We start from the raw sequence: 22,145 nt of genomic DNA, 5'->3' as shown, positions 1-22,145 counted from the left end.
TCGGACCAGCCAAAGAAGCGCGGGCGACACGATAGTGCCTCTCTACCGGCGGAGGGTAAGCGTCAGGTCTTGACCGCGTGCGGGTGATATGAGCCGCCAGCCAGAGGTGCAGCACTGTTGCAGGCAGCGGTGTGGCAGTATGGCTACCTGGGTTATCGACGGTTCGGGCGCGGGTGGTGCGGAGCCGCGGCGTCGGTTCAGCGATGACGACAAGGCGCGGATCGTGTCGGAGGCGATGGTATGGATGCGGAAGCACAGCCTTATAGTGATAGGCCTGCTCGTTTCAGGGCCCGCCTTTGCCCAGGATGAACCGCGCTTCTGCCCCAGCCGGCCATCGCTGGGGTCATCAGCCTGCACCACCGAACCGGGCCAGGTCCACCTCGAAGTCTCCGCGGTCGACCGCCAACATGATCGAGGCGCCGACCAGCAGGACGACAGCCTTCTGTTAGGCGATTTTCAGGCACGCATCGGCGTGGGCCCCGCTACCGAGGGTCAAGTCGGATGGACGCCTTACGGTTTTGACCGTTCACGCCAACCGGGCGGTCCATCACAGCGGCTGCAAGGAACAGGCGATCTGGCGCTGGGCGTTCGGCAGAACCTCCACAATCCAGATGGCAAGGGCCTCTCCTACGGCATTGAGGCTAGCCTCACCCTACCGACCGGGAGCCGCGCGATTGGAGAAGGTGATTGGGGCGTCGGCGTGGACGTACCCGTCTCCTACCAGGTGAGCGATCTCTTATCCGTGACGTTGACGGCTGAAATCGATGCTGCGGCGGACGAAGACCGCGCCGGTCGGCATTTCGCGGGTGATACAATCGCCACTGTGGGGTTCCATCCCACAAACAAAGTCACGCTTTATACAGAAGCCGAATTCTTGCGGGACCTCGACCCAAGCGGTCGCTCCAGTAAGGCCTACGCCGCTGAGGGCTTGGCGATCAGGGTATCGAAGCGAGCATCACTGTGGGCGGAAACCGTCACGGGCCTCAACACTGCCAGCACGGACCTTCGCGCCTTCGCGGGGTTCTCCGTGTTGTTCTGATCACATTCGGCATCCACCACCTGTTTTCGGCTTCCCAACTTCTGCCCTCTGTTCATGTTGGAAGCGAGGGGCGTGTCGAGCTCCGGCGCCAGGCCCTGTCCGGCCGTTGTTTCTAAAAAAGGCGATCGGCTGAGGCCAGAAACGTGCGAAGCACGGAGAAGCGATATCGGCGATGGCGGCGGCCAATTCTCTCTTGTTGTCAGCCTTCAACCAGCAGCGCCTCTCGGAAGCCCCCAAGTGCACGGCGCGCTCCTCCCACACGTTAAGCGCTAGGGCAGCCTTGTGGGCATCCGTATCCGCCCAAGTTCGACCTCGGTGGCGACCGGCATCGCCGGAAAGACATGCAGCGGCCTGTCCGCACCGTGCCGCGCCCGAACAGCAGGTCTTCCACGTTCCGCAACGGAAACGGAAAGCGCACGTACATCAGCACCACCAGCCGGATCACCGAAGGCGAGGATTTGAAGTAGCGGAACGGGCACGCGGAACAGGGCTCGTGGCGGCGCATTCTGCCGCCTTAGCCGCCGTCCAGGGCGTGGGGCAATCAGCTCTCACATCGCCCTTTGGCCTACCTCACTCTTGGCGGAGGCGGAGGCGTGGGCGTACAGAATGGCGCTGGACAACCTTGTGGGGTTGGCAAGCCTGGCCGCCACAAGCTCGTCGTTAGAATGAGCTTCGACCGGCGCTCAAGAGCGGCCCGCGTCGATTGAGGAGCCAAGACATAGTGCTTCAATAATGGGCGGGTAGCGGCAGCGAAGAGCCCACCGACAGGCCACTCAGACTCCGGCTTACAGCGAGTGAGCTTCCCGTTGGCATGAACATCACATTTCCATTGCACCCTACCAGACGTGACAGCGCCTCTGGGGAGTGCTTTTTTGAAATTCGATGTCGTCCGGCACCGACGTCCAGTGCGGGATCTCAAAAAGACTTGGATGATCCGGGAGGCGGCGACAGGAACGCGTTCGGCCCGGATGCATTCGCGTACGCGACAGATGTCATCGAGGCCGCAACCAAAACCAACCCAATTTTGAAAACCAAATTTTCTCTATTATTTCTAGCCATGCCCGTTATTCCATAAGATGCAGTCACTTACAGAAGTTACAATACCATAAGCAGCCGCACGCGATACGCTCGAAAATTAATGATCGCCAGCAGGGCCATGCTATCTATTTTCCTTGTATAATTCGTTTAAAGGTTTTATTCGCTAATACATGCGGTTTTGATTGCTGTATATGACTTCGAGCCTAACGATCCGTGATTATACCTCGGTGAAGTTGGTCTAGCGAGTAACTCGGTCGATCGAAAACGGCTTTTGGAAGTCGGACATGCCGGCGGCAACGCGACCCTGCGCCTCTTTCACCCATCTCCGAGATAGAAGAATGTCGCCGTGCAAGCGATCGTTTTGAGCGAACTGCACGACTGGTGCGAGAGCGTGGGCAAGCATGCGTTCGGCGTCTGAAAGGTGGTCGAGACGAGAAAGCGCTTCTCCCCATAACCACTGCGCGCGCGGTGGCAACAGCGCGAACTCGGGGAGCTCCAACCGAGATGGCAACGGCCACGGCGCCTTTTGCCGCCTGCAGTGCCTTAGCAGGGTCTTGCATCATCGCCGACTTGGCTTCATCGACAAAGCGCTCATATCGCACTTCATCTACTAACGCGTTCGCCGGAGACGCTGGCGCCGCAACGGCACGCATCACTTCGGCCCGGTTCAACCCCGCCGTTTGACCGGCGCTATCCAAGTTACAATTCAATGTCGATTGCGGTCCTAAGGCAGCTGTACCCGGTCTAATAGACTCGTTCAGCTGACTAGGCGTCATTTTCTATTCGAGCGTATTTTCATACTGCGTTGATAAAGTATATCTACCATATTCATGGCACCTTTCTGCCCCTTAGGCCAATGCTGCCCGAGCAAGGCAAGGCCGATGTGGCATCTCGCGCAACACTTGCGCGTGTTCGCCACGTTCACCCGCCGTCGTCCGCAGGATGGCTGCGGCGGGCATACGAGATAGTCGAAATATAGCCACGAAATAGCCCGACTATATTCCCCGCGAAGGTAGATCATGTTGGCATTCACGCGTCTCCCGCTTGCGAGGATGCGGCATGCCGACAACCATGAACTTCTATGGCACAACCTCGAGCTCAGCGGGCCGGGCTGGCACTCCCACCCTCGATTTGGAAGGGTTCGCCTGGGAAATCGTTCGGCGGCATCCGAGTTACGTCGCGACAGGCGCTTCTGCCGTAACGACGTACCCGCCTGCGAGGCATAGTATCGTGGAATTGATCGAGGCAGTCCCCTATTTAAATTCATGGGGCTTGTGTTTTCGAGGAAAACGCTGACAGCCCCGCCGACAAGGCCCGCCTGTTTTGGCGAGCAGAATCCAATCCTTACGTTATCAAGGCTCGTGCAACGGCGACGACAATCGATGATCAACATCAATTCGATCTATTCGCACAAAAGATGCCGGCGTGGCTATTGATTGGAGGCACCAGCCAAGAATTGGTACTTGGGATACGCCCCTATTCCGTCCAGTTGAGCATCATGGAAGGCACGCTGCTGCGCGGGCCTGTTCGTTTCGACTTCCAACTCCCTGCACTGACCGCGCTTGATCGCCGCATCGTGGCTTTACGCCGGTTTGCAGCGCTGCATGAGACGCTGACGGTGCCCCGAAGGCTGCTTTCGTCAATCCCCGCGGCCAAATGCGCTGCCGTATTGAGCACGATCGACGCTCTGGCTGCAGGTGCTTCGCTCCGACAGGTCGCGATTGCATTGTTCGGACAGGAAGAGGTCCGAGTGCATTGGAACCATCCGTCGGACTATATGAAATCGCGCGTCCGACGTCTTGTGGCCGAAGCGCGTCGCCTTTCTTCAGGGGGCCACCTCGACTTGTTCCACCGCTATTGAAGGTCGTTATTCCCCTTCGCGCGGCTTGCGCTTGATCGTGCGTGTGCGCAGCGCGCTGAAACCAATCGAGCCTGTTCGTTTGTCCAGCCAGTTTTGCAAGAATACCTCGCTATTGCTTAGTTTGGCCGAGAGATCTCCGAACAGGCGCTCCGCAGCGCCGATGATATTGGTGGGTTCGAGATAGGTTATGTCTCCGCCCTCCGCCGTCGCGAAATCGTGCAGGTGGATCATCAGGATCAGCGCCAACTTCGTATCGGCGCAATCGATCGCAAATTGCGGCATCTTGAAATCAACGGCAAGGATCAGCGCATAAGGATCGCTGTTTGTCGCTTCTGCAAAGGCGAAGATGCGTTCGTGCGTGACGGGACCTCGCCCCCCCCCGAATTCTTCGTAGGTCCGACGGGGCATGGCCATCGCGCCTGCAACCTCCGATACGGTCATGCCGCGCTTCTTTCGGATCGCGCGCAAAGCTTGCGAAAGCAGTTTTGCTCCAGACCCGACCTCGAGCGACGCATCCTTCATTCACTCAAGCCTCGCAGCTTCCTCGCGACGCGTTGCCGCGCACCCGCGGCCCTAACGGCTCGAATATCTTGCAATGCAGCATGTCACCAGACCGTAATCAAACTTCGAACAATGGTCGGTCAAATTCGATGACAAGCCGCAGCGCAGCGCGGGCCACCCCCATGCGCGACAAGCGTCGCCCACAGGAATCGTGTGGCACGGACGCAGCTTGGGTGCGCCAACCACGATTTGCACAGCGCGACTCGCGACCAAAACATCCTGACGGGCGATGGCGTCTCGATAGTTGGAAACGAGGAGGACGCAATGCCACCAGGCGCGCAACGAATGCGGTTCAAGGACCTGTATGATCAGGTGTACGCCCTGCTCGCCAATGGCAATTTTGCCCCGGGCGCGCGCCTTGGCGTCAAGGAGCTGGCGGATCGATTGAACGTAAGCCCCACGCCACTGCGCGAGATCCTGTCGAGGCTGGTCGGCAAGGACATCATCGAAGAGCACCGCTCGGAAGGTTATTATCTGGTCGGCTTCGATGCCCGCCGCATCGGCGATTTGTACGCTCTTCACCGCTCGTGCATCGACCTTGCGCTCCGCACGCCGTCGTCCCCCGCATCGCTACCCCCGCTCAATTCAATGCCGGATGTCTGGGCCGCGCTCGACGCGCTCGTCGAGGCCACAGGGAATACCGCCCTGCTCCAGACTCGTCGCTACCTCGATGGGCACCTCAGCCTGCTGCGACGCTGCGAGCGCCGCCTTTTTCAAGACCTGGAGGCAGAAGCGGCACGACATCTGGTCGTTTTGGGAAATGGCACTCGGGAAGCGCGGCGCGGCGTCGTGCGCGCTTTCCACCACCGACGCATTGCTCACGCGCGCCAACTGGCATTCTACATGACCCGCCCGACGTAGACAATATATTCCAAATATAACTGGGCAATTAACCGATTGTGATACCTAATTGGCGTGCCGTTTGATTGCGGCGCTCAAGCGAAAGGACATTACGATGAAAGACACCATGACCGCCTGCGGCAAGCTCATTCGACTTGGTTCCGCGCGGCGCAATACCAAGGGCCAGGTGATGGGCAACACCAACGAGCCGCTGATCGGCGGCCTCTTCTACCCGGCCTGAACCATGGGGCGCCGGCGGTTGCCGGCGCCCCATGTCTTCCGTCGCTTGACGCTAGGAGAACCGCCATGGGCGCACGCTCGGAGGCCCGCATGCTTGAAGCCACCTGCCGCGAAGGCACCGTGTTCTTGGATATCGAGGGCGATGCTTATGCATGCCGCTATGATCCGCTTCCCAGAAGCGCGTATTGCGAGGCCGACGCCCCTGCCGCGGCCGCGTCTGTTTCGGCTGTGGTCCCATGGGTGGAATTGGAACCGCTAGAGCGCGTCACCGTCCGGCTGACGGACGTGCGGCGCTTTCTCCACGCGCTTGCCCGAGCGACATGGATCTATCGGACACACAGTTTCGCCCGAATGATCCAGCGTTTCGAGCGTACCGGCATCGAGACGAGGGGGAGCGCAGATAGCGACCGGCTGGCGCTGACCGTCGCCTGCTTCGAACTCCTGACGCCTTGGCTCCCCTTCAAAGTTCTCTGCCTGTTTCGATCGCTGTTTCTTCTCGAATTTCTTCGCCTCTGCGACGTGCGGGCGGAATGGATCTTCGGCGTGGCGCTCTTTCCGTTCGAGGCGCATTGCTGGGTCGCGGCTGGCGGCCGGCTGGTGGGTGAACGCGCGCACCGGGTCGAGCGCTTCGAGATCATGCTCGCGCTGCCGCGCCGCGTATGAACGACTTCGTTGCCCTTCATTGGCCACCGGGTAACGACGCCGCCGCGCAGACTGCCCGACGCGTTCGCGCGCACCTCCTCGCCCAGCATTGGATCGCCCATGTCGATCGGGCCGGTTGGACGATCCTGGCAAGCGCACATCCTGTGGATTTCGTGCGACCCGCTCCGGGCGATGTCGACTGCGTGATTGTCGGCGATCTGTTCAGCCGTACCGCGACCGAGCGCGGCGGGTCTGGCCCGGGTGATATCACGGCGGTTCCTTCGGATTTTCGTTCGATGTGCGACCACCTCATCCGACGAAGATGGGGCGCCTATGTGGCAATGGCGCGCGATCCCGACGACCGCGATCAACTGCTGTGCTTCCGCGATCCGGTCGGCATGCTCGATTGTGTGACCTGGACGCGCGGCGCGCTCAGAATCGTGACCTCGCGCCCGGAGCCCCTGCTCGCGATCGCACCGCCCGTTCTATTGTCGATCGACTGGACGCGGGTCGCGGCACTGGTCCGTTTTCCCGGAGGCGCGGCGGAAGCGCTGCCGATCGATGGCATCACGACGCTTCCGCCAGGCGCGCTCGTTCGGATCACCCGACACGCGGTCGAGGCTCGTCCGCTTTGGACGCCCGCGACCTTCGCCCGTTCGGTCACCTCACCCGAACGCGCAGTGCAGAACCTGCCGACGTTGATCGACGCCTGCATCGCCGCATGGAACGACACCGCAACCGTCACGATCGCCGAACTGTCGGGCGGTCTCGATTCGTCGATCATCGCGTCCGGGCTGAGCCGGGCGGCCCGACCCCATGTAGCGGCGTGGCTGCACTATCATGCCGACGATCGTGAAGCCGATGAACGCCGGTTCGCGCGCGCGGTCGCTGGACACCTGAACCTTTCCCTGACCGAGATCCGCCAGCCCCCGCGTCTCATGGACGAGGCCGCCGTCGATGCGATCCCGTTCGGCGTCCGTCCGAACCTTGCCAATGTCAGCCTCTACCACGACACCGATTTGCACGCTCGGGCCGACACCCTTGGCGCCGACCTGCTGCTGACCGGTCAGGGTGGCGATGCCCTCTTCTTCCAGCCCGGCCTTCCCCTGCTCGCCGCCGACCTGTGGCGCGACCGCCGACCGTGGCGTCAAACGATCGCCTGCCTGTCCGACATCGCCCGCTGGACGGACCGGCCGATCTGGTCGATCGGAGCGACGATGTTGCGATCGCGCCGACGCCGATCGGACTTTAATGTGCCGGATCTTGGCGGTGCCCTGCTGTCTCCCGCGCTTCCGCGCGACGTGCCAGCGCTGCTGTGGCTTGACGGAACCGATGACCTGACCCCGGCCAAGCGACTGCAGATCCTCAACCTGGCCGCCGCTCGCGCCTCGTTCGCGGGCTGGGCACGCTCGCCTCGGATGCGCATCGTGCATCCCTTGCTGTCCCAGCCCCTCCTCGAGCACATCCTGCCCCTTTCCGCGCTCGCGCTGACCGAGGGAAAACGCGACCGTGCCCTGATCCGCGCCGCTTATGCCGGGCGCCTGCCTGCAACGCTGCTCGAACGGCGCGGCAAGGGCAGCGTCACGAGCTACTATGGCCGCATGCTGGCCGCCAGCGCCGACTTCCTGCGGTCATATTTTCACGATGGCCTGCTCAGCCGCAATCACCTGCTGGACCGCGATGCGCTCGATGCGGTGCTCGATCCCTACGTTCTGATGCAGCACAATCGCTACACCGAGATCCTCGTCCTTGTGTTGATGGAGCGCTGGGCACGCGGGTTCGAGGCGTTGCGGTCCACGGCTGCGACGGATGCCCCCTTACCCGCCCCGCCCTTCGCTTGAGCGGAAATGGCTGTCGAACCAGTCGAACACGCGTGCGTAGCTGTCGCGCACATTAGCCGGGCTGACGAGGACGTGGTCCTCACCCCAATAGGTAACGAGCTGCGCGTCCTTGCCCTGGCGGTACAGGGCGGAGAATAGCTGCTCGCTTTGCTGGAGCGGTGCGAAGTCACGATCCGTCGCGATGAGCAGCATCGGCGTGGCGATGCGATCGGCGTGATAGAGCGGGCTGTTGGCGACATAGCGGGCCGGGTCGGACCAGGGGGTCGCCTGAAGGTTCGGCTGCTCGCTCTCCGTCCAGCCCGCCCACTGGACGATGCTCTGGAAATAGCCGGGGTTCATTCGCGTCGAAGGCGTGAACGTTCCCTCCGAGCTGGCAAAATCGTAGATGCCGTCCGCGGCGACGATCGCCTTGAACCGGTTCGTCTCGGTTGCAATCGTCGCCGCCGTATATCCGCCGAAGCTATGCCCCCAGATTCCCAGCCGCTCGGGGTCGACCGATCCTCGCGCGATCACCGTGTCGACCGCGGCCAGAACCTGGCCGGCCAGGTCGAACGGGTGGTCATCGGCCGCTGCGAGCTTCGGCATGCTCGGCAGCAGCACCGCATAACCATGGCCGACCAGCACCGCCACATTGGTGAACGTGTAGCCGATGCCTGGCCCGACATTTGCCGGCGGGGTGTCGCCATAGACCGTACCGGCATAGGGGATGACGATCAGCGGTGGCTTGACGCCGTCGCCGCGCGCGGCCGGCAGATAGAGCCAGCTCGTCACCTGCCGGCCGCCCGGGAGAACATGACGGACGAGGACGGGCGCCGCCGCGGTCACCCCGGCCAGTCGCGCATTGAGCCTCGCCACTGTGACCGGTGCGCCATCGCGCCGCCCGACCACCAACTGCTGGACCCCGTTGACCTGGGTCACCGTCTCGACGATCGCCTCCGCAGCACGCGACGCTGTAATCGGCTGGGCATCCCCTGCCCCGCTGCCCCGAAAACGAACAGGATCGCCGGACGCCGTTGCCAACCATGCCGTTCCGGATCCCGGTGCCCAGCCCAGGACGATCGCGCCGGTCTGCTGCTGGAAAGACCCGCACAGGATCGACGTCGGCAGCGATGCGATCCGCGTGACACCCGAGAGGATCCGGCGCGCGCCGCTTTTCTCGAGTGCCCACGCCTCGGCGCCGGCCAGCATCGCGACCGTGCCGTCGGTGCCGGTGACGATCCGCGAGGATGGGTGGCCGGCGCCGAGGGTAAGGGCCTCGCTCCCGCCTGGGTCGATCCGGTACCAGTCGGCCCGGCTTGCCGGATTCACATCGGCGCGGCCATAGACGATCGGCGTTTCGCCGAGCCAGCCGAGGCCGACCCTGTCATAGTCACCCGTCGCCGAAAGGACGGCGGTTCGTACGCCATGCATCGGAAGCGCCGTCGCCGGTGCACCGTCCGCATCGATCAAATACGGGCTGCCGTCGCGCCACCGTGTGCCGGGCGATCGGCCGTAGAACAGGAGCCGTCGCCCCGAAGCGGACCAGACCGGCGGATAGAAAGGCAGGTCGCATGATCGGCATGGCACCCGAACCCGGCGGGTCGGCAGATCGATTAGCAGAAGGCGCCGCCGCCTGAGATCCGTGGCCTCGCCGATCGGATCGGTCGCGTTGATCAGGTTGGTCTCGCGCTCTTCGATCAACGCGACATGCCGCCCGTCCGGCGAGACGGTCAGTGACTGCAGGTCGCCGCGCGCCAACGGCTGTGTCTCGCCGCTGATGACGTCGAGCATGACCAATGCGGTCGGCAACGGCGGGGGCTTGAGGTCGATATGATGACCACTGCCGATTGCAGTGAGCGTGGGCACGATGCCCGCCTGCTTGGCCGCCCACGCGGCCGGCAGGTCGTTGGCGTCCTGCAAATTAGTGCGCATGATCCAGGGCAACACCTTGCCAGGCTGGGTGATCGTGACGAGGCGATCCTCTGACACCCAGCCGAGCGTCGTCCGCCACGGATAATAATCGGGCGTCACGCCGAACCAGCGGACCGCCCCGTTCGCAAGGGTTACCACCCCCAATTGCCAGCACCCGCGGGCCAATCGCGCGATTGCGAGCCGGCTCCCGCGCGGCGAAAAGCCATAGACGATCATCCCCGTGCCAGGCTCGATGGGGACGAGCGGTCGCGCCGCAGCCGGACGCGTCAGGTCGACGACGTAAAGTCGGCCACGCAACACATCCATCGATTGCTGCTCGAAGCGCGGGCTTTGCTCGAACGGAACCTGGCGCTCGAAGACCAGCCAACGCCCATCCGGCGAGACGAGGATCTTGCCGAACGCCTCGGTCGCGAGCAGTTCATCGACCGCATAGGGCCTGGCGGCAAGCGGTGGCGGCGCTGTTACCAGCGCGATCGCCATCAGGAGCGCCACGGCGCGCAAGAGCGTGAGGTGCATCGCCACTCACCAGCGCTTGGTGAGTTGCAGCGAGACGAACCGCCCGAGCGCATCCGCGTTGGTGGCATCATAGCCGAGCCCGATCGGCGAATCGTAGAAGGGCGGCGCCGCGTTGAAGAGGTTGCTGGCCACAATCGCCAGCTCGAGCCCGTGCAACGGCCCGTGGCCGTCCTGCGGCGCGACGCCAATCACCAGATCCACCGTCTTCCAGGCATCGATGCGGTTGCCGACGAGATCGTGATAGGGCGCCACGTAGTTCAGGCCGACCGTGGTCGTGGCGATGCCGCGGGTCCAGCCGCCGCTCAATCGTCCGCGCAGGTCGACCGGCTCGCCGACCCGATTGCGCTGGTCGACCGATGCCGAAGTCGGTGTCACCTGCTGGCGGTCGCGCAGCATGTAGCTTCCGGTGGCGGCCAGATCGAACCGGTTGGCGCCCGCATCAATCGCATAATGCGCACTGAGATCGAGCCCACTGACATCGAGCCGACCGGTATTGATATAACGCGTGTCGATGATCGCACCGATGCTCGTCGCCGGGATGCCGCTTGCGCCCGAGAATGCCGGGCTCGCGTAAAGCGCGTTGATCCGCGCGAGATCGGCTGGATCGCTGATCGGCATGACTCGCTCGACAAATGGCGCCAGCGTCGGGTCGACCAGCGCATTGCTGAAGTTCGCCTGGGCCGGGGTTCCGATCTGGTTGCGAAACACGGTCCGGAACCATGTCATGCTGAGCCGCAGGCGCGGCATCGCCACCGGTACGAGGTCGAACCCCGCCGTCCAGCTCCGCGCCTTCTCGGGACGCAGGCCTGGATTGCCGCCGGATAGCTGGATGACCGGCAGCGTCACGCCGTCCGGCCGCTGCAGGGTCGTCACCGAAACATGCTGGGCATCGCCCAGCTCGCGCAGATTGGGCGCGCGAAACGAGGTTCCATAGCTCGTCCGCACGGTCAGGCTGCGGATCGGGACCCAGGACAGGCCGAACTTCGGATTGGCAGTGGTGCCGAACGAGGCATAATGCTCGACCCGGCCGGCCAGCGACAGGTCGAGCTGCGCGACGCCGGGGCGCGCGTTGTTGGTCCCGACGACCGGCACGCGCACTTCGGCGAACCCCGCCTCGATCGTGCGGCTGCCATCGACCGCGAACAGCGACTGTGGCGCGGTCGAGACCAGGCCGACGCCGCTGGTCTTGAAGGTCTCGCGCCGCACGTCCACGCCGGCCGCAAGCTTGACCGGGCCGCCCGGCAGCATCAGCAGCGTGCCATCGCCATCCGCATGGCCGGTCAGGACCCGGCTGCGTGATGCGGTCTCCTGGAAGCCGTCGCCGATGAAGCTCAGGATCGCCGCCGAATTCGACGCGCCCGTCCCATAGGGATTGAAATAGCCGTCGACCGTCGTGTTGAACGCCGTCGCCGGATTGTCCGGCGTCGACCCAACGGCTTCTGCCAGCGCGGCGGAATTGATTTCATGATCGGTCCGATTGCCTTCGCGTTCTTGCGCGAACGCGATCGAACCGCGGACCTTCCAGCCATGGCCGAGATCCGCGTCGAGGCCGGCCGACGTTGCCAGGGCCTCCGCGAACCCGCGCGTCTGGATCGGCCCGAGCTCAGGCTCGAACCCATAGGCGATCAGCTGCGACGTCGCGCCGTTGGGCGACACGAAGAACGGGTTGCTTCGGCCGACCTGGACGATCGACGCCGAGCCCGGCTCGTTCGCCGCAAAGGTGCGATGGGCATAGAGCATGTCGGCGCTGAGCTGGACCGCGCTGCCGAGATCCTGGTCGAGCGATGCATAAGCGCTGTGCCGCACCTGCCGAGGGATCAGGTCCGACCCTTCGCGCCTGTTCTCGAGATTGCTCGCCCCGGCGATGAAGCTCGACGGCGTGAGGCCCGTTCCATCCTGGCCCCTCGGGATCGCATAGGCGGCGCCGAAGATCCCGGTCCTGGGATCGATGCCGAGGATATTGCCCGGGAGACTGAAGATGAAGCGATGATCGGTGCCGCCCAATGGCCGGAGGTCCGCCGATGCCGCGAAATCGCGGTCGGCGCTCGCGAGGCGGCCCGCGCGATCATATTCGTACGAAAGCACGATGCCGCCGGTCGACCAGTGCTTGCCCACCGTCTGGTCGAGCTGCAGGTCATGCTTCGAACCTTGGGTGACCGTCCCGATCCGCGCGCGCGTCTCCGCCCCGTCGAAGTCGCGCTTGAGGATGATGTTCACGACCCCGCCGACCGCATCCGAGCCGTAGATCGCCGATGCGCCATCCATCAGCACCTCGACATGGTCGACCGCGCCCGTCGGGATGCTGGAGACGTCGGCGAACGAGCCCTGCGAGCCCGAGCCGCCGAGCCGCTTGCCGTTCACCAGCACGAGCGTCGCGCTTGCGCCGAGACCGCGCAGGTTGACGCCGGTCGCGAGGCCGCCGTTGGTGCCGGTCGTGTCCGCGAACGAAAGCGCGCTCTGCTCGGTCGCGACCCCGCCGAAGTTGCCGGGCAGCGCCTGCAACGCCTGCGCAACCGTCGCATAGCCGTTTCGCGTCAGGTCGTCGCGGCTGATCGTCGTCACTGGCGGCGTCCCCGGCTGGCGCCCCCGAATGTGCGATCCGGTCACGACCACGTCGGGTCCGGTATCCGGCGCCGCGCTGCCCGCCCCGACGCTCAGCTGGGTGCCCATCATGCCGACCTGTTCCGCGCGCGCCGTCGGCGCCGCAGCATCATTCGCCTTGGCGGGAGACGCGGTGGTCGCTGCCTGCATCAGCGTCGAAGCCTTCGGTGCCCCCTGCAGCACGAACATGTTGGCACCGACCGGACGGGCGGTGAGGCCACTCCCCTCCAGCAAGCGTGCAAGCGCGTCGGCCGGCGTGAAGTCGCCCACCAGCCGGGGCGCCGTGCGACCGGCGACAAGCGCGCTCGAATAAAGCAACTGCGTGCCTGCCGCCGCGGCATAGGCCACCAGCGCTCGCTGCAACGGGCCGCCCTCGATGTGGAACCTCTGGAGATGGTCGGCCGCCGAAGCGGGGCTGGCAAGCATCCCGGACATGGTGGTGAATAGGAGCGCCTGGCCCCAGCCAAATGCGATGTTCGACCCCGTCCGACCGATACCCATTCCCGTCCCCTTGCCCGATGCGCGATCCCCTCGCGCCGCTCGGAACTGCCGCCAGACAGCTCCTGGGAAGTGGGACGCGCCAGCAATGGCGAAGCCCTAAGTAGGTCGTGACAATTTAATCGATCGTTGCCTGTTTGCTCGAAACCAGATGGGTGATCCCATCCTTGTCGCGGTGCGCGGCGAGCGGCAGCAGCGCCACGGCCGCCGCGACGAAGCTGGGCACGTCGCCCGCCTCGAACGATCCGCTGATGCGCCGGTCCGCATACTGCTTGGCTTCGAGGATCACCGGTCTGGCGGCATAGCGATTGGCCTCGGCAATCGCCTCGCCGAGCGTAATGCCATCGAGCACCATCCGCCCGCTGCGCCATGCCGTCGCGGTCGCCGGATCGACCTTGCGCACGTGCGGCGCCTGGCCCGCCCGGACGATCAGCTGCTGGCCCGACGCCAAAGCCGTGCTCCGCGCATCCGGCGGCGTGACGGCGACACGCCCTTCGACCAGCGTGACGTCGACCCCATCCTCGCGCCGACGCACCGCGAACTGGGTTCCGGTCGCGACGACATCGGTCCCGTCCGCCTCGACCATGAACGGTCGCCTTCCATTGTGTGCCACCGTGAAATAGGCTTGTCCGCGCCGCAGTTCGATATGGCGTGTGCTTCGATCATACCGCACCTCCAACTGGGTGTCCGTATCGAGCATCACCTTCGACCCATCTGCGAGGGCGACCGCACTCTGCTCGCCGATCCGTGTCTCGTACTCGACACCATGCGGATGCCAGTTCATGTAGACGAGGCCGGAACCCAGCAGCGCTGTCGCTCCCAGCATAGCCGGGATCATGCGTCCCATTGCGGGGGCCAGGCTCAGTCGTTGCCGTCCGCCTCTCTTGTATGCCGCATCGGCGAGCGCCTGCAGAGCGGGATCGGCAGCGAGCCGATCGGTTGCGTCCCAGGCCGCGCTCGCCTCGTCATAGGCCGCACGGCATCGCTCGTCGCGCCGCCAGGCATAGAATTGCTCGAGCGTCTCGCGCGACACCGGCAGCGCGTTGAGCCGCGCGACCCATTGCGCCGCCTCGGCGCAAACATCCTCTTTCTGCCCCCCGCCTTCGTCCATGAACGGCTGCCTAGTCCCGTAGCCTGCTCACACAATATTCGAGCGCCTTGCCGATCCGCCACTCGACCGTCTTGACCGAGATGCCGAGATGGTCGGCGATGTCGCGGTTGGTCATATGCCGGAATCGGCTCAATGCGAAGACGTCGCGGTAGAGTTCGGGCATGTCGAGGATGATTTGTCGCAGCAGGAACGACGCTTCCTGCTCGGACATGTCCGTGACCTGCCGATCGCGAACGGAGGCGAGTTGCACGACGTTGCGGTGCTGCGTGCGGACCGCCTCACGTCTTTTGCTGTCTCGGAAGAGGTTGAGCGCGATCCGGGACAGCAAGGCGCGTGGATGCGAGATTGGTTCGGCGGTGCACGCCAGGCGCAGATAGGTCTCCTGCACGAGATCGTCGGCCTCCGTCGGCTGCACGCGAAGCCGGCGTGTCAGGAGACCACGCAGCCATTGGACGTGATCTTGAAAGACCTGTTCAGGCGAGATTGTGACCGGAGTTTTTCTCACGTTTTTTTCTGCTGTTATCTTACTAGCGTCAGGCAAACCGACCTCCGGCACGACAACGGGCAACATCTTCAACCCATTCTAATGGTATCAGTCCTATACCAGATCGGAGACGAATAGGAACTATCGTTCCTGGTACGATCATTCCGATTGCTGCGAACTCGGCAGCATGGACCTCAAGGACGTAATGGCGGTAAACCTACGTAGAGAGCGGCATCGACAGAAACTGACGCAAGAGGAACTGGCTCATCGTTCCGGAGTAAGTTCGCGCTACATAGGTTCGATCGAGCGCGCCGATGTCTCAGCCAGTGTATCGGTGCTGGGACGTATCGCTGAAGCGCTTAAAATCCATCCATCCGATCTCATTACCGCAAGCTAGGGCGCCTCGCGCTGGCGCGCGACCGCGCTCTACTTCGCCCGGCGCTTGATCGCCGGTCTCCGCCGAGCCCCTACGGGTCTCGGCCATTCGGTCACGATCGCTGCCGTGTCTGCGGGCGCCGCGCCCTGCAAGGCGGCGTTGCTTGTGCCTCTCCCGATACGGCGGGAGTGGGCGGCGCTCCCGTCTAGGCCCGGCGCGGCCGACCCCAACCCCTGTCGGGGTGCTCCACTCCGTTTCGCCCTGCGGTGGCGTCGCCCGCTCGGGGCGGGCCTCTTGGTCGCGTCTCGCCGCCCACCCCCGCCTTCGCGGGGAGGCTTTGTGCCTTTTGGGGGTGGCGTAGGAGACAAACCATGCCGAGCCAATCGAGCCGTCGCGCACGTCGAAAGGGTGCCGAAGGAGCGGGTGAAAGTCGTGCCAATCTCTATGATGACGTGACCCAGCGGATCCTTGGCGAGCTCGACGCCGGACGCCTGCCGTGGGTCCAGCCGTGGGGCGGGGCGTCGTCCAGCGGCGGGATCGGGCCGGGCTTGCCGCGCAACGCGCTGACCGCCCGGCCTTATTCGGGCATCAACATCCTGATCCTGTGGGGCGCCGTCATCGAGCATGGCTTCCCCTCGCAATCGTGGCTGACCTTCCGGCAGGCGCAGGAAGCCGGCGGACGCGTTCGCAAGGGCGAGCGTGGCGTCACCGTCGTCTACGCCGACCGCTTCACCCCCGAGGCCGAGAGGGAACGCGCCCAGCGCGATGGCGACGATGCCCGCGCCGTGCCCTTCCTCCAGCGGTTCACCGTCTTCAATGTGGCCCAATGCGAGGGGCTTCGGTCCGGCCTCGCCACCGATCCCGCCCCACTCCCCGAGCGCGAGATCGTGCCCGTCGCCGAGGAGGTGATCGCGGCATCGGGCGTCGATTTCCACATCGGCGGCGACCGCGCTTTCTATGTGCCCGCGCTCGATTTCGTACAGGTGCCGCCACAGCCCGCCTTCTTCGAGCCGGTCAATTACTACCGGACCTGCCTCCACGAGCTAACCCATGCGACCGGCCATGCCAAGCGGCTTGGGCGCGACCTGACCAACGCTTTTGGCAGCAAGGGCTATGCCCGCGAGGAACTGGTCGCCGAAATGGGATCGGCCTTCCTCTGCGCCGCGCTCGGCATAGTGCCGACCGTCCGCCACGCCGACTATATCGGCTCATGGCTGGAGGTGCTGCGCGAGGACAATCGCGCGATCTTCCGCGCCGCGAGTGCCGCCACCAAGGCCGCCGACTGGCTTCTTGCCCGCCACCGCGAGGCGATCGAGGGGAGGATCGCGGCATGATCCTCTTGCCCATCGAACTCCGCGCGGCGCTCCGTTCGAACGATGCCGACCGCCGCGTCAGCGACATCAAAGGCGAGCGTTTCGACCCGCCGCCTGTCGTGAAATTCTTCAATCCGCTGGGAGCGGCCACATGGCTTGCGACCGAACTGGACGAGGATGGCGACACCTTGTTCGGCCTTACCGACCTTAGTTTTGGCTGCCCCGAGCTCGGATCATTCAGCCTGTCCGAACTGCGGTCGATCCGCCTGCCCTATGGCCTCTGGATCGAACGCGACGAAGCCTTCGCCACACCGTTCCAGCTGTCCCGCTGGACAGATACCGTGCGCCAGGCCGGCTCGATCATATGGGCGGAAACGCTGCTGCGCCGCGCCGCCCGACTAAGCTAGGACGCCGGACTTTCGCCATCCGGGTGGGGGGGGCGGATGACGTTACGCGGTATGGCACATCGCCACACCGAAAGGCGAGCGCTCCTCATGCTGAACGGGCCAAACGAGGTGCCCCAACGCGGGCGGAAGCAATCCCGCCCGCCATTCAGGGCCTAAAATTCGGCCGCGCGCCCTCGCCCTCACGGGCTCGGGCGCGTGGCTTTGCGTTGGATTGCCGATCGCGGCTATCGTCTGGACGAGCATCTTCAGGGGGAGCGAAATCGATGCAATCCGAGGCGATCGTCTGTGAGGTCCGGTATCGCCTGGACCCCGACAAGCTCGCCGAGTTCGATGACTATGGCCACGCTTGGGTTCGCCTGATCGAGCGATATGGCGGCACCCATTACGGCTTCTTCCTGCCCCGCGCCGCGCCCAGCGACACGACGATCAGCTTTCCCCGGAGAGGCCAGCAGGGAGAAACGGACGTTGCCGTCGCCCTGTATGGTTTTCCGGACGATGCGGCCTATCGCCGCTATCGGACCGAATTGCCGCTCGATCCAGAGGCTAAGATCGTCATCGAACGCTTCGCCGAGCCACCCTTCAAAAGCTACGAGCGCGTCTTCCTGCAACCGCTGTCGGGGCAGTTGTGAAGTCCGCGCGAGGCGCGGTCACAGCTGCTTTGACAACGGCAGGACGACATCGCGGGTGAGCGGGGCGAGCGGCAATGCGGCGGCCTCGGCCCCGCTGACCCAGATCGCTTCCTCGATCTCGGCCAGCGTCCGGGCGGCATGCTCGGCACGAACATGAAAGAGCTCTGCCTCGACGATCGTGTCCGGTTCATTGGCCGCCGATGCCGAGAAACGTCCGAGGTAGCGGGCATCTTCGTCCGATCTTTCGAACCCGATCTCCTCGGCCAGCTCACGGCGGAGCGCCGACAAGGCGCTCTCGCCCGGCTCGATCTTGCCACCCGCCTGCATGAACCATCGCGTGCCCGCCTTCCTCACGAGAAGCAGTCGGCCGGCGTCATCGTCGATCAAGGCGGCCGCGATCCGGATCGTTCGGGAGGGTATGCTCGCCATCGCTCAATCGATCTTGGGCTCTGGGAGCCGACAGATATCGACCCATTGGCCATCGACAACATCGGCCAGTCGATCGGGCGACACGGCCACCGAAGAGTTGAGTGAGCCGGCCGCCGGATAGACGATATCGAAAGCCTTGAGGCTCTCGTCACAGAAGATCGGCAACGTCGTCGCCAGCCCGAACGGGCAGACCCCACCGACCGGATGGCCGGTGACTTCTAGGCCGTAGACTCATAAGCGCGTAGCCACAGTCGCATTGAAGCGAGCTGAACCATAGCGAGGAAGTTTGCGGCGAGCTTGTCGTAACGAGTGGCGATGCGCCGGAAGTGCTTCAGTTTGCTGAAGAAGCGCTCGACCAGATTGCGCTCGCGATAGAGCTGCTTGCTGAAGCATGGTTTCCATTTGCGATTGGATTTGGCCGGGATGTTGGGCACTGCGCCTTGGGCCTCGATAAGGCCGCGGATGCCATCGGCATCATAAGCTTTGTCCGCGAGTACGATGGTTCGCGGACCGAGACGGTCGAGCAGGTGATACGCGGCGGGGCTGTCATGCGCCTGCCCGGCGGTCAGGCCGAGCCGGATTGGGAGCCCTTGCGCGTCGACGACTGCGTGGATTTTGGTCGTGAGGCCGCCCCGTGAGCGACCGAGACAATGATCTGGATCCCCCTTTTTGCCGTCGCGGCCTGCTGGTGGGCGCGAACGGAGGTGCTGTCGATCATCTGGATGTTGCCGTCATGTGCGGCGGTGATGGCGTCCATCATTCGATCCCACACGCCCGCCTTCCGCCATCGCACGAAGCGGTTGTAGCAAGTCGTGCGAGGGCCGTAGCGCTCGGGCAGGTCACGCCACGGCGCACCGGATCGCAGCACCCAGAAGATGCCATTTAGCACGCGCCGGTCATCTACGCGCGGCACGCCTCGCGGTTTGTTGGGCAGCAGCGGCTCGATCACTCGCCACTCGAAGTCTGTCAGATCATATCGGCTCATGCCGAAGCTGAATCACAATCTGGCTCGGCGTGAAAGCGGGTCGGCGGCTCCGCCGGCACTAGCTTTTTCCGGTGTAGCTCATGAGGTAAGATCTGCGGATGGACACCCGATCGCGCACGCTGCCTGCTCATATCAGCGACAAAGTTCGTGAAATGCCAGAGACCTCTTATGGCAGCACCCGCGTGATCGTGACGCTCGATGACGGCAGTCGCGTCCGTGATGTCCATGTCGCTTGGGCAACGGAAGTGGTCAGGGTCGGCCAGCAGGATGATATTACGTTTGATGCCTCACGGGTCGTAAACATCGAACTTCAAAGCCCCGCGTAGATCACCCTTTTATGGGTTCACGACCTAGTGTTTCGGCCGGATCGAGCATCCGTGGCCGTCCCCCGAACGCAGCCTTGGTCTTCTGATTATCGAGGCGCGTATCGCCGCGCGTCACCAGCAGGACGACCTGTTCGTTGACCCGAAGTGCGAGTGACTTGGCAATCTGGCCTGGCTCGACACCCAGCGCGATCGCGGCCTCCGCCACCGTCGCTCTCCTCTGTTCGACGACGATGATCGGAAGATCGGGCGCGCGTGTGGCAAGGTCGGCGCGGACCGATTCATGGCTCATCGGGACTTTCGATAGCTCAGCAACTTGCAATGCCCAATCCGTGGATCGCTACGACCATGTTCCGATTGTCGGTTAGCCCCCGATAGCATTCATGACCGCCCGGTTGGCCTCTCTTCATGGCAGGTCTGGCGCTGTCCGGTCTTGACCGCGCAACGGCGTCGCCAACTTTCTTCCCCGCCCTGTCGGGCTCCTCGCGAAACAAGAAAGCCGGCTTTGGCCGTCCTTCGCTTGACGCTCCGGCCTACGCCCACCCCATCGCTTCGCGATGGGGACCCCGAGCAGGTGCGCGTCGCCCGTCCATCGCCTGATCGACTGCCATCGAGGCCGCATGGGGCGGCATCGAGACAAGCATCAGGAGACTTACCATGGCACAAATCGGCAGCTTCACCCGCGGCGACGGCGGCATCTACACCGGCGAAATCCGCACGCTGACCCTTCGGGTCAAGGCCATGATCCGGCCCGTTGACCGCGAGAATGACAAGGCCCCCGATCACCGCGTCAGCGCCGGTGGCGTGGAATTCGGCGCGGCCTGGACCAAGGCGGCGCGCGAAACCGGCGCCGAATATCTCAGCCTCAAGCTCGACGATCCGTCGTTCCCGGCCCCGATCTACGCGACGCTGAGCCAAGGTGACGACGGCGAGCACAAGCTCATCTGGTCGCGCTGAGCCTCGGACCCCGCGCCTTCGAGCGCGGGGTCTTCTCTTTCCTGTGTCGAAATCGGACTTGCCGTTTTCGACACTGATCAGGCGGTGCCCGAGAGGTCAGGTCCGGTGTCCCGATCGCACGACTGCGATTTCTAGACTGAGGACACCGTCTCGATGGACAGCGATGACGATATCGCGCGCGCCAACCGCGCAAAACGCGGCTCGCCCTTTCTCAATACCGACCAGGCGGCCGCCTATCTCAAGATGTCGAGCCGGCTGCTGAAACGCCTACGCCGCGATGGCAAAGGACCAATATTTCGGCGCCACAGCCGCTTCGTCCAATATCATATCGATGATCTGGAAGCCTGGTCGAGCCAGCACGCCACGCGGGAGTTGAGCCGGTGAGCCGGCCTTCTTCCCGCGCCGGCGACGCGCCACTCCTGGCCTGGGGCGATGCGCTTCGTGCGCGCAAGCGGCGGCGCATTCGAGTCGCCCGTAGGTTGACTTTTGGTGCGGTCGGCACCGCGATCGTGATGGCCACGGCAGCCTTTCCGCCCGCGCCCCGGCTCGTCTGGAACGCGAGCGCCAGTGCGCCGATCGGCCTGTACGCCGTCGATCCCGGCGCTCGCTTCCGGCCGGGCGACATGGTGATCGCCTGGACGCCGGCACCGTTTCGCGCCTTGGCTGCCGATCGCCGCTACATCCCCTCCAATGTTCCTCTAGTAAAGCGGGTCGCGGCCGGACCGGGCGACGAAATCTGCGCGCTCGGGACACAAGTCTTCGTCAACGGGCGACCAAGCGCCCACCGTCGCAGCGTCGATGATCATGGGCGATCGATGCCGCTCTGGTCCGGGTGCCAGCGGTTGCGCGACGGCCAGTCCCTCCTGCTGAACGACCATCCAGGGTCATTCGACGGGCGCTATTTCGGACCGACGAACGATGCCGACGTGATCGGCAAGGCGCGGCGGCTATGGCGCTGGTAAGGGTCTTGTGTGTCGCGGCCTTGGCTGTCGCGAGGCCCGCCCATGCCGAAGCGGTCGCAGATTGGCGGCGCACCATCGACGAGGCTTCGTCGCGTTTCGGCATCCCGACGAGCTGGATCGAGCGCGTCATGCAGGCCGAAAGTCGCGCTCGGACGACCGTGATGGGCAAGCCGATCCGCAGCCGCGCAGGTGCAATGGGCCTCATGCAACTCATGCCGGCGACGTGGAGTCAGATGCGCCAGACACTCGGCCTCGGCGCCAATCCCGACAATCCTCGCGACAATATCCTGGCGGGCACCTTCTATCTGCGGTGGCTTTACCAGCGCTTCGGCTACCCGGGCCTGTTCGCGGCCTACAACGCCGGCCCGACCCGCTATGCCGATTATCTCGCCAGCGGTCGGGCATTGCCGAGCGAGACGACAGCCTATCTGGCGAAGGTTGGTGAGCCGCCACAGGCAGTGCCAGATCGACCGGCGGAGACGCTCTTTGCGATCCGGCGGGACGCGAACGGGGCATCGGAGAAATCGCCGTCTCCGATCTTCGTGGTGCAGAAATGAGGGCGATCGGGGCCGATGTTGCGG

Annotated in this window: 24 protein-coding genes and 1 pseudogene; 16 read left to right on the top strand and 9 right to left on the bottom strand. The window is 64.2% G+C overall.

The features are described 5' to 3' along the window. The first annotated feature begins 139 nt into the window (after window positions 1-139). The 3 genes from K8P63_RS04695 to K8P63_RS04690 all read left to right on the top strand — a co-directional run bounded on the left by K8P63_RS04695 (window position 140) and on the right by K8P63_RS04690 (window position 3,938). Entirely contained in the window at window positions 140-1,039 is a 900-nt protein-coding gene (locus K8P63_RS04695) for a transporter (RefSeq protein WP_223798698.1), read from the top strand. A gap of 2,097 nt (window positions 1,040-3,136) precedes the next feature. Further along, on the top strand, window positions 3,137-3,373 hold the full coding sequence (locus K8P63_RS20935; protein WP_398288437.1) for a transcriptional regulator domain-containing protein: 237 nt from the start codon (window positions 3,137-3,139) through the stop codon (window positions 3,371-3,373). A 202-nt stretch (window positions 3,374-3,575) separates the two neighbouring features. Next, on the top strand, window positions 3,576-3,938 hold the full coding sequence (locus tag K8P63_RS04690) for a DNA -binding domain-containing protein (RefSeq protein WP_223798697.1): 363 nt from the start codon (window positions 3,576-3,578) through the stop codon (window positions 3,936-3,938). Window positions 3,939-3,944: 6 nt separating this feature from the next. Here K8P63_RS04690 and K8P63_RS04685 read toward each other — a convergent pair whose 3' ends face one another. Beyond that, on the bottom strand, window positions 3,945-4,460 hold the full coding sequence (locus K8P63_RS04685; protein ID WP_223798696.1) for a helix-turn-helix domain-containing protein: 516 nt from the start codon (window positions 4,458-4,460) through the stop codon (window positions 3,945-3,947). A gap of 324 nt (window positions 4,461-4,784) precedes the next feature. On the opposite strand from K8P63_RS04685, the gene K8P63_RS04680 reads away from it, so the two are divergent. From K8P63_RS04680 to K8P63_RS04670, 4 genes are all read left to right on the top strand, one after another. After that, entirely contained in the window at window positions 4,785-5,360 is a 576-nt protein-coding gene (locus tag K8P63_RS04680; RefSeq protein WP_223798695.1) for a GntR family transcriptional regulator, read from the top strand. A 94-nt stretch (window positions 5,361-5,454) separates the two neighbouring features. Continuing rightward, a complete protein-coding gene (locus K8P63_RS20720) occupies window positions 5,455-5,580 on the top strand; it encodes a hypothetical protein (protein ID WP_263282685.1) in 126 nt (41 codons plus the stop codon). A 65-nt stretch (window positions 5,581-5,645) separates the two neighbouring features. Next, window positions 5,646-6,242: a lasso peptide biosynthesis B2 protein gene (locus K8P63_RS04675; RefSeq protein ID WP_223798694.1), complete on the top strand. Its 597-nt coding sequence runs from the start codon at window positions 5,646-5,648 to the stop codon at window positions 6,240-6,242. Next, window positions 6,239-8,062 carry an asparagine synthase-related protein gene (locus K8P63_RS04670; protein WP_223798693.1) on the top strand — a complete coding sequence of 608 codons (1,824 nt, stop codon included), beginning with the start codon at window positions 6,239-6,241 and terminating at the stop codon, window positions 8,060-8,062. The genes K8P63_RS04675 and K8P63_RS04670 overlap by 4 nt, the downstream gene beginning before the upstream one ends. Here the strand turns inward: K8P63_RS04670 and K8P63_RS04665 are convergent. The 4 genes from K8P63_RS04665 to K8P63_RS04650 form a co-directional block, all read right to left on the bottom strand. Then, window positions 8,039-10,489: a S9 family peptidase gene (locus tag K8P63_RS04665; protein ID WP_223798692.1), complete on the bottom strand. Its 2,451-nt coding sequence runs from the start codon at window positions 10,487-10,489 to the stop codon at window positions 8,039-8,041. The two genes, K8P63_RS04670 and K8P63_RS04665, sit on opposite strands and share 24 nt — an antisense overlap. 6 nt (window positions 10,490-10,495) lie before the next feature. After that, the gene (locus K8P63_RS04660) at window positions 10,496-13,591 is read right to left on the bottom strand and encodes a TonB-dependent receptor (protein WP_223798691.1); all 3,096 of its coding nucleotides are present in this window, start codon (window positions 13,589-13,591) and stop codon (window positions 10,496-10,498) included. Window positions 13,592-13,706: 115 nt separating this feature from the next. Further along, window positions 13,707-14,699 carry a FecR family protein gene (locus tag K8P63_RS04655; protein ID WP_223798690.1) on the bottom strand — a complete coding sequence of 331 codons (993 nt, stop codon included), beginning with the start codon at window positions 14,697-14,699 and terminating at the stop codon, window positions 13,707-13,709. A 10-nt stretch (window positions 14,700-14,709) separates the two neighbouring features. Then, window positions 14,710-15,270 carry an RNA polymerase sigma factor gene (locus K8P63_RS04650; protein WP_223799731.1) on the bottom strand — a complete coding sequence of 187 codons (561 nt, stop codon included), beginning with the start codon at window positions 15,268-15,270 and terminating at the stop codon, window positions 14,710-14,712. Between the two features lie 100 nt (window positions 15,271-15,370). Between K8P63_RS04650 and K8P63_RS04645 the strand changes: the two genes are divergently transcribed. From K8P63_RS04645 to K8P63_RS04630, 4 genes are all read left to right on the top strand, one after another. Continuing rightward, window positions 15,371-15,580 (top strand): helix-turn-helix domain-containing protein, encoded by a 210-nt coding sequence (locus K8P63_RS04645; protein ID WP_317629349.1) that lies wholly within the window; start codon window positions 15,371-15,373, stop codon window positions 15,578-15,580. Between the two features lie 350 nt (window positions 15,581-15,930). Then, window positions 15,931-16,893: an ArdC family protein gene (locus K8P63_RS04640; protein WP_223798689.1), complete on the top strand. Its 963-nt coding sequence runs from the start codon at window positions 15,931-15,933 to the stop codon at window positions 16,891-16,893. Further along, entirely contained in the window at window positions 16,890-17,279 is a 390-nt protein-coding gene (locus tag K8P63_RS04635; protein ID WP_223798688.1) for a DUF2958 domain-containing protein, read from the top strand. Before K8P63_RS04640 ends, K8P63_RS04635 begins: the two co-directional genes overlap by 4 nt. Window positions 17,280-17,542: 263 nt before the next feature. Next, window positions 17,543-17,908, top strand: coding sequence for an NIPSNAP family protein (locus tag K8P63_RS04630; RefSeq protein ID WP_223798687.1), 366 nt, complete (start codon window positions 17,543-17,545; stop codon window positions 17,906-17,908). An 18-nt stretch (window positions 17,909-17,926) separates the two neighbouring features. On the opposite strand, the gene K8P63_RS04625 is transcribed toward K8P63_RS04630, so the two are convergent. The 3 genes and pseudogenes from K8P63_RS04625 to K8P63_RS04615 all read right to left on the bottom strand — a co-directional run bounded on the left by K8P63_RS04625 (window position 17,927) and on the right by K8P63_RS04615 (window position 19,322). Further along, window positions 17,927-18,337, bottom strand: coding sequence for an NUDIX hydrolase (locus tag K8P63_RS04625; protein ID WP_223798686.1), 411 nt, complete (start codon window positions 18,335-18,337; stop codon window positions 17,927-17,929). A gap of 3 nt (window positions 18,338-18,340) precedes the next feature. Then, window positions 18,341-18,553: pseudogene (locus tag K8P63_RS04620) on the bottom strand (YbaK/EbsC family protein); the annotation flags it as partial. 2 nt (window positions 18,554-18,555) lie between these two features. Next, a protein-coding gene (locus K8P63_RS04615; RefSeq protein WP_223796151.1) for an IS5 family transposase occupies window positions 18,556-19,322 on the bottom strand; the annotation gives its coding sequence in 2 pieces (ribosomal slippage) (window positions 18,556-19,010 and window positions 19,010-19,322; 768 coding nt in all). A gap of 98 nt (window positions 19,323-19,420) precedes the next feature. Between K8P63_RS04615 and K8P63_RS04610 the strand changes: the two genes are divergently transcribed. Continuing rightward, window positions 19,421-19,648 (top strand): hypothetical protein, encoded by a 228-nt coding sequence (locus K8P63_RS04610; RefSeq protein WP_223796150.1) that lies wholly within the window; start codon window positions 19,421-19,423, stop codon window positions 19,646-19,648. Window position 19,649: 1 nt separating this feature from the next. On the opposite strand, the gene K8P63_RS04605 is transcribed toward K8P63_RS04610, so the two are convergent. After that, on the bottom strand, window positions 19,650-19,937 hold the full coding sequence (locus tag K8P63_RS04605) for a YbaK/EbsC family protein (protein WP_223798685.1): 288 nt from the start codon (window positions 19,935-19,937) through the stop codon (window positions 19,650-19,652). Window positions 19,938-20,302: 365 nt separating this feature from the next. On the opposite strand from K8P63_RS04605, the gene K8P63_RS04600 reads away from it, so the two are divergent. The 4 genes from K8P63_RS04600 (at window position 20,303) to K8P63_RS04585 (ending at window position 22,121) form a co-directional block, all read left to right on the top strand. Beyond that, window positions 20,303-20,602, top strand: a complete 300-nt coding sequence (locus tag K8P63_RS04600; protein ID WP_223798684.1) for a DUF736 domain-containing protein — start codon at window positions 20,303-20,305, stop codon at window positions 20,600-20,602. A gap of 153 nt (window positions 20,603-20,755) precedes the next feature. Continuing rightward, window positions 20,756-20,986, top strand: coding sequence for a helix-turn-helix domain-containing protein (locus tag K8P63_RS04595; RefSeq protein ID WP_223798683.1), 231 nt, complete (start codon window positions 20,756-20,758; stop codon window positions 20,984-20,986). Window positions 20,987-21,114: 128 nt separating this feature from the next. After that, window positions 21,115-21,564 carry a S26 family signal peptidase gene (locus tag K8P63_RS04590; protein WP_317629348.1) on the top strand — a complete coding sequence of 150 codons (450 nt, stop codon included), beginning with the start codon at window positions 21,115-21,117 and terminating at the stop codon, window positions 21,562-21,564. Then, entirely contained in the window at window positions 21,552-22,121 is a 570-nt protein-coding gene (locus K8P63_RS04585) for a lytic transglycosylase domain-containing protein (protein ID WP_223798681.1), read from the top strand. Before K8P63_RS04590 ends, K8P63_RS04585 begins: the two co-directional genes overlap by 13 nt. Window positions 22,122-22,145: the final 24 nt, after the last annotated feature.

The sequence above is a fragment of the Sphingomonas nostoxanthinifaciens genome, assembly GCF_019930585.1.
Lineage (GTDB): Bacteria > Pseudomonadota > Alphaproteobacteria > Sphingomonadales > Sphingomonadaceae > Sphingomonas_I > Sphingomonas_I nostoxanthinifaciens.
The sequence above is the reverse complement of the archived record's forward strand: the minus strand, read 5'-3'. Positions and strand labels throughout refer to the sequence as shown.